This window comes from Ramlibacter sp. P4_H7 (genome assembly GCF_056400765.1).
Window position 1 is genome coordinate 142,935 of sequence record NZ_JBFUKP010000013.1, and the last position, 6,307, is coordinate 149,241.

Consider the following 6,307-nt stretch of genomic DNA (forward strand, 5'->3'; position numbering starts at 1 on the left):
TCGCGAATGGCCAGCGCCGCCTCCCTCAGCGAAGTGCGTGACTTGCCCGGCTGGTACGGCAAGCTGGCGTCGCTCGGCGACTTCGCGCACCGCCGCCTGCCGCCGGAGTGGCTGCGCGCCTGCGACGCATGGCTCGCCATTGCGCTGCAGGGCGCGCGCGAGCGGCTGGGCGAGCGCTGGCTGGAGGTCTACCTCACCGCGCCGCTGCTGCGGTTCGCCTGGGCGCCCGGCGTGGTGGACAGCCAGTGGTGGTTCGGCCTGCTGATGCCCAGCTGCGACAGCGTGGGCCGCTACTACCCGCTGGTGGTGGCCCACCCGCGCACGCAGCCGCCGCAGGACCGCATCGCGCTGGACCACCTCGAATGCTGGTACGACCGCGTGGCGCAGGCCGCGGTGCAGACGCTCAACGATGCGCAGGGTTCGGTCGACGCGCTGGAGACGGCCCTGCAGGAAGTGCCGCCGTGGCCCACGCCCGGGCGCGGCCCCGCGATCGCTTCCCACGCCGACGGAATGGGCGAGCACCACCGCCTGGGCCGCGGACCACCGCTGTCGCAGTGGCTGCCTGCGCTGGCGGCGCGCGAACTGGGAAACCGGCTGGCGGGCTGCACCGTGTGGTGGCACGTCGGCACCGGCGGCGGCGACGACACCGTCGACATCGTGCAGGGGCTGCCGGACGGCGCGGCCCTCGCGCAGCTGCTGTCCGGCGCTTCGGCGCCCGCACGCTGAGGCGGAACTCCTCAGGCGGCCAGCTTCGCCTGCGTGCGCTGGCCGACCCAGGCGGCGATCGCGCTGAAGTTGTCCTGGCGCGGCACGGCCTGCGCCTCGATGCACTGCTGCATCCCATCGAGCCACTCCTCCGGCGTGTCGGCATCGGACAGGCTGCGCAGGATGACGGCCTCGTCCAGCGCGCCCCACCAGCCGTCGCTGCACAGGAGGAAGGCGTCGCCGGGTTCCAGCGGCACCGCCTGCGCCACGGTGTGCGGCTCGACCTCGTCGTCGATGCCCAGGGCGGCCACCAGCTGGCTCTTGTTCGGGTGCACCAGCGCCTGCTCGGGCGTCAGCAGGCCCGCATCCACCATGCGCTGGACCACGCTGTCGTCGGAGGTGAGCTTCCGCAGCACGCCGCGCCGCACCACGTACAGCCGCGAATCGCCGACGTGGGTCCAGAGCGCGCCGCCGCTCTCGCCGTCGATCCACAGCACGACCACCGTCGAATGCATGTGGGCCAGGCCGCTGCCCGACTGCTGCCCCGCCAGCACGTGCCGGTGGGTGGCGACCACCGCCCGCGTCAGCGCACCGGCGTCGAACGCGGGACCGGCCGCATGCAGCGCCTGGTCGACGTAGGCCACCGCGCGCTGCGAGGCCTCGGCGCCGCCGTGGTGCCCGCCGGCGCCATCCGCCAGCACGGCGATCCACTGCGCGCCGTCGCGGCAGACCCGCACGCTGTCCTCGTTGCGGGCGCGCTGGCCGCGCTCGCTGCGGGTGGCGATGGCGATGTCGAGCATGGAGGTGCCCGCATCACGAAGGCTGTCGTTCTCGGCGCAGTTGCTCCAGCTGCTGCTCGTACGCGGAGAGGAAGGCCTTGCCGAACAGGCCGTGGAAGTCCTCCTGCGCCTCGTCGCGGATGTGCTCGTAGTGCTGCAGGTACAGCTCCCACAGGCGCGCCTTGCGGGCCATCGGCAGCACGCTGTCGATCATGCTCTTGCCGGCCAGCTTGTCCTCCAGCGCCTGCGGGGTGAAGCGCGCCAGCACCCCCTCCAGCGCGGAGCGCGTGCCGGCCATGGTGCCGATCGCGTGGCCCAGCAGGTCGTCCATCGCCTCCGTCACGGCGGCGGGGCCGGGCACGAAGCCGCGCAACGGCGGCTGCAGCAGCTGTTCCAGGGCCGCCTGCGCGTCGGGCGAGAACTTCAGCGGGTTGTTGTTGCGCGCCTGGATCATCGTGACCTGCGCGTGCAGTTCGTGCCGCGTCGCCGAGCGCACCGCCATCAGGCGCAGCGTGCCGTCGATGGTCGCGCGCAGCAGGGTCCCGGCGAGCCGCATCATGGCGGGATCCGCACCTTCGGGCGACCCGACCTTCACGCCCGCGCCCTCGCAGAACGCGGCCCAGGCGCCAGCCGCATCGGCCGCTTGCGCAGGGGAAGCGGTGCGCATCGGTTCGGGCGGCAGGGTGCGGTCCGCGTTCGCCGCATCGACGGTTGGCGCGGGCGCGATGGCCGGCGCCGGCGCGATGGGGGGCGCAGGTGCGACGGCGGACGCGACTTCCACCCTGGCGGGCCCCACCCGCGCGGCCATTGCCGGCCGCGGCGGGCTGAAGGCCGCGCGCAGTTCCGGCGTGCGATCGGCCGCCACCTCCGGCGGGGGCGCGGGCGCCGCGAGCGCCGCTCCGAACAGCACCAGCGGGTCGGTGGAGGCGGCTGCCGGCGACTGGCCCCGCGCGCCCGCCGGCTTGGCATCGGCGAGGAACGCCGCCAGGGGATCGCCGCCGCCGCCCTTCAGGCCGAACAGGTCGTCCAGCGAGCTGGGTGCACCCGAAGGGATGAGGTCGGCGAAGGCCCCCGCACCCGCCGCGTCCGGCGCGGCCGGAGCAGCCGATTGCGGCGCCGGCGGCGGCGCGAAGGGATCGAAGTCGTCGGGCAGGCGCGCCGCCCAGGGCGACGCTGCTGCCGGGTCTCCGCCGGTACGGGCAGTCGCCGCCGCCGGTGCCGGCTGCTGCATCCCCAGCAGGTCCGCGAACGGATTGCCCGGCGAGAGCGCCGCCAGCGGACCGTTGCCCGCATCGGCGTGGCGCGGCATCGGCAGGTCGTCGCCGGCGCCGCGGCCGCGCGTGGTGGCGTTGGCGTCGGCGCTGGCCGCATCGTCGATCACCTCGAGCAGGTAGCGGCCGATGCGGACCTGGTCGTGATGCAACAGGGGCGCCGACTCGCCATGCGCCAGCGACTGGTCGCGCACGACGATGGGATTGGAGCTGCCCACGTTGCGGATGAGGAAGCCGGAGCCGCCGGCCGTGATCTCCGCCTGCTCGCGCGAGATGTGCCGCTCCGGGTCCGGCAGGGCCAGGGTGTTGTGGTCCGCCCGGCCGATCGTCCCGCCATGCAGGTCGAAATGGGCGGTGATGGGCTGGGTCAGCGGCTGGTCGTTGAGCGAGACCGCCCGCAAGGTGAGAGTCATCGAGCTTCCCCCGCACGACGTGAGGCGAGACGTCGGGATGCCTGGCATCGTCGCTGTCCACAAGCCGCGCTTCAATGAACGAAAGTCACGCGGCCAGCAATCGCTGCTGCCGCCACGCGGGCGCGCACACCGGGAACAGCCGCGTGCCGGGCGCCAGCAGGCACGCGTGACGCGCCGCGACGAAGCGCTGCCGCTGCGTGCCCTCGCGCAACACCTGTGCGACCGGCCCGTTGCCGACGGGCCGGCCCATGAAGGAGCGCTGCTCGACCGGCATCTCGCCCGCATGCTGCTGCCACCAGTGAGCGACGCGGGCGCGGTCCGGCCAGGGCAGGCTGTCGTCCGGATCCATGGCGACGTTGTCGTCGGCGGGATCGTCGCTGGGACCGCCGGGCACCTGCTCCGGCGGCTTGCGTTCCAGGTCCAGCGCGGCCAGGTCGGCGCCGGTGAGCAGCGTGAAGGATTCGCCGGCGATGCGCGCCAGCGTGTCGTCCTCCATCCGCTCGACCAGCCAGGGGACGAAGCGCACGTCGCCCAGCAGGCCGAAGGCGGCGATCACGCGGCGCTGGTGCGCCAGGCCGGGCGCCGCGGCCTTCGAAAGGGCGCGCACGAACTCGCGAGCGCGCTGGAAGTCCGACGCCAGCAGCAGCCATTCCCACGCCGGCGCCTCCCGCGGGCTCTTCCCGGCGTGCGCCATCGCTTCCAACGCGGCCAACGCGGCGCGGCGGTCTCCCAGCAGGCAGGCACAGGCCGCGGCTTCGAAGGCGGTGGCGGGGTCGGGGTCGGACAGCGCGGCCTGTGCGCGGTCCAGGAGGTCCGCGCGCCCGATCTCGCCGGCGGCGCGCCAGGCCGCGGCGCGCAAGTCCGGATCGTCATCGTCGAGCGCATGCCCGAGCGCCTCGCCCGGATCGGCGCGATGCAGGCGGCAGGCCGCGATGGCGAGCGCGCGCCGCTGCGCGTCCCGGGACGCGAGCAGCGACTGGACCAGGCCCTGCAGCTGCGCGGCCGACACCCAGCCGAAGGCCGACAGCAGGCCGCGCCGCGCGTCCGGCAGCGCGGCAGCGAGCGCGGCCAGACGGTCGAGTGCGCGGTCGTCGCGCTCGTCGATGAGCCGCACCGCCAGCGCGAACACCTCGCCCGCGCCCGTGCGCTCCAGCGCGGCCGTGCACAGCGCCGTTCCGTAGCTGCCCGCCACCGCCAGGCCGTCGAGGTGGGCGGCGATGCGGTCGTCGAGCCGCCGCAGGTGCCGCAGCCGCACGTGCGGCGCCCGCACCAGCACGGAGCGGATCTGCCGCAGCACCGCGCTCTCCTCGGCGTGCTGCTGCACGACCGCCGGGATCGGTTGGCGAACCAGGGTTTGCGTCATCGCGCCACGCCTTTGCAGCACTGGAGCCCGGCATGCTCGACCCCGCCGGCATCCCCGGCAATGAACGAAAGTCACGTACTCCGGCGCCGCGAGTGAGCGACACTGCGGCATGCCGGCGCGAAAGGCATGCGGCTGCCTGCCCCGAACGCCGGGTCCGAGGACATTGCCATGACGAACCTGCGAGCCCTCCTGCTGTCCGCCTCCGTCGGGGCGCTGGCAGCGTGCCAGCAGATGCCCGCCTCGCCTCCGGCCGGTCCAACCGGCACCGGCCAGCCCGCGCAATCCGCACCGCCCGCACCGGCTCCGGCTGCGGCGCCCGTCCCCACCGGCCCCGTGACGCCCGCCTTGCAGCAGCAGGCGCAACGCACGGCGATGTCCGCGGTGGGCATGCTCGAAGCGGGCCACGAGGAAGAGGCGCGCGCGGAGCTGCAGCGCGCGCTCGGCATCGATCCCAACAACAAGCTCGCGCAGAACCTGATGCGCCAGATCACCTCCGACCCCATGTCCGCGCTGGGCCGCGAGTCCTTCAGCTACACCGTGCGCACCAATGAATCGCTGTCGATGATCGCCGGGCGCTTCATGGGCGACATCTATTCCTTCTACATCCTGGCGCGCTACAACGGCATCGCCGTGCCCCGGCAGGTGGCGGGCGGCCAGGTGCTGCGCATCCCGGGCAAGGCGCCACCGCCCACCGCCACCGCGCGCGAGACATCGCGTCCGGAACCCGCGCCGCGTCCGGAACCGACGCCGCGCGCCGAACCGGCCCCTCCGCCGCAGGTGACGGCAGCGCCCCCTGCCGCGCCGCCGGAGCCGACCCCCGGCGAGCGCGCCATGCGCGCCGGCGAGGCAGCGGAACGCAGCGGCGACCTGGACCGCGCGCTCAGCGAGTACCGGAAGGCGGCGAGCCTGGACCAGCCCGGCGCCGAGGCCAAGGCCGAGCAGGCGCGCAAGGTGCTGGTGCAGCGCTATTCGCTCAACGCGCGCACCGCCTTCGCCAAGCAGGACCTGGATGGCGCCATCCGCGGCTGGGACCGGGTGCTGAACGTGGACCCGGCCAACGACACGGCCAAGCTGGAGAAGCAGCGCGCGCTGGCGCTCAAGGACAAGGCGAAGAAGCTTTAGCCGCCCCGTTGCCCGGCGGCTTGGGTCGCGCGGCGGCGCGGGTGCTCGCGGCATCCAGCTGCCGGCTCTTCTGCAGGGTCATTTCGGCCAGCATCTGGCACGCCTTGGGATCGGGCCCCTGCGATGCGACATGGCGCTCGAGCAGCGTGATCGCGGCGTCGAGTTCGCCCTGCGTGCGCAGCATCGCCGCGTGCTCCACCTCGTTGACGTCCAGCGCCTCCGCGGGCCGCTTGGCCGTCGCCTGCAGGGGCGTCCCGTTGCGCCGATCGAGGGTGATGCGCGAGTACTTGCCGAGGTAGCGGATGCGGTTGCGATCGCGTTCGATCGCGCGCAGCGCCTCGGCCGCCTGCTCGTGGTCCGGCTGCAGCGCCAGCACCGCCAGGTACTGCGTGGTGGCCGCGTCGAGTTCGCCGCGCTTTTGCGCCTGCTGCGCGCGCCGCAGCCGATCCGGCACCGCCGCCTCGATCTGCCGGCGGGTTTCGCTCATGCGTTCGCGGTACTCGCCGGCGTCCGGCCGCAGCACCGTCAGGATCTCCCAGCTGACCGCCGCATCGGCCAGGCGACCCTGCCGGGTCTGCGCCAGCGCCTGCTCCCGCAGCCGCTGCTCGTAGGCGCTGGCCGGCGTCGGCAGGCTGGCCGCGGGCGGCGCGGCGG

6 protein-coding genes are annotated in these 6,307 nt (G+C 74.2%); 2 read left to right on the plus strand and 4 right to left on the minus strand.

Annotation, left to right across the window (positions count from 1 at the left end):
* Positions 1-6 precede the first annotated feature (6 nt).
* Complete coding sequence (gene tagF, locus AC1DSA_RS18065) at positions 7-726, plus strand: type VI secretion system-associated protein TagF (RefSeq protein WP_477891672.1); 720 nt, start codon at positions 7-9, stop codon at positions 724-726.
* A gap of 11 nt (positions 727-737) precedes the next feature.
* On the opposite strand, the gene AC1DSA_RS18070 is transcribed toward tagF, so the two are convergent.
* The 3 genes from AC1DSA_RS18070 to AC1DSA_RS18080 all read right to left on the minus strand — a co-directional run bounded on the left by AC1DSA_RS18070 (position 738) and on the right by AC1DSA_RS18080 (position 4,531).
* Positions 738-1,505, minus strand: a complete 768-nt coding sequence (locus AC1DSA_RS18070; RefSeq protein ID WP_477891674.1) for a PP2C family protein-serine/threonine phosphatase — start codon at positions 1,503-1,505, stop codon at positions 738-740.
* Between the two features lie 13 nt (positions 1,506-1,518).
* Complete coding sequence (tagH, locus tag AC1DSA_RS18075) at positions 1,519-3,168, minus strand: type VI secretion system-associated FHA domain protein TagH (RefSeq protein WP_477891676.1); 1,650 nt, start codon at positions 3,166-3,168, stop codon at positions 1,519-1,521.
* An 85-nt stretch (positions 3,169-3,253) separates the two neighbouring features.
* Positions 3,254-4,531 carry a TIGR02270 family protein gene (locus AC1DSA_RS18080; RefSeq protein ID WP_477891678.1) on the minus strand — a complete coding sequence of 426 codons (1,278 nt, stop codon included), beginning with the start codon at positions 4,529-4,531 and terminating at the stop codon, positions 3,254-3,256.
* A gap of 168 nt (positions 4,532-4,699) precedes the next feature.
* On the opposite strand from AC1DSA_RS18080, the gene AC1DSA_RS18085 reads away from it, so the two are divergent.
* Positions 4,700-5,653, plus strand: a complete 954-nt coding sequence (locus AC1DSA_RS18085; protein WP_477891680.1) for a LysM peptidoglycan-binding domain-containing protein — start codon at positions 4,700-4,702, stop codon at positions 5,651-5,653.
* Here AC1DSA_RS18085 and AC1DSA_RS18090 read toward each other — a convergent pair.
* Positions 5,628-6,307 (minus strand): hypothetical protein (locus AC1DSA_RS18090; RefSeq protein ID WP_477891682.1); only part of this gene is annotated, 680 nt, incomplete at its 5' end. The two genes, AC1DSA_RS18085 and AC1DSA_RS18090, sit on opposite strands and share 26 nt — an antisense overlap.

Bases quoted from the DNA above. Each gene is read 5' to 3' on its own strand.
- tagF (WP_477891672.1), top strand. From the start codon at position 7: ATGGCCAGCGCCGCCTCCCTCAGCGAAGTGCGTGACTTGCCCGGCTGG.
- AC1DSA_RS18070 (WP_477891674.1), bottom strand. From the start codon at position 1,505: ATGCTCGACATCGCCATCGCCACCCGCAGCGAGCGCGGCCAGCGCGCC.
- tagH (WP_477891676.1), bottom strand. From the start codon at position 3,168: ATGACTCTCACCTTGCGGGCGGTCTCGCTCAACGACCAGCCGCTGACC.
- AC1DSA_RS18080 (WP_477891678.1), bottom strand. From the start codon at position 4,531: ATGACGCAAACCCTGGTTCGCCAACCGATCCCGGCGGTCGTGCAGCAG.
- AC1DSA_RS18085 (WP_477891680.1), top strand. From the start codon at position 4,700: ATGACGAACCTGCGAGCCCTCCTGCTGTCCGCCTCCGTCGGGGCGCTG.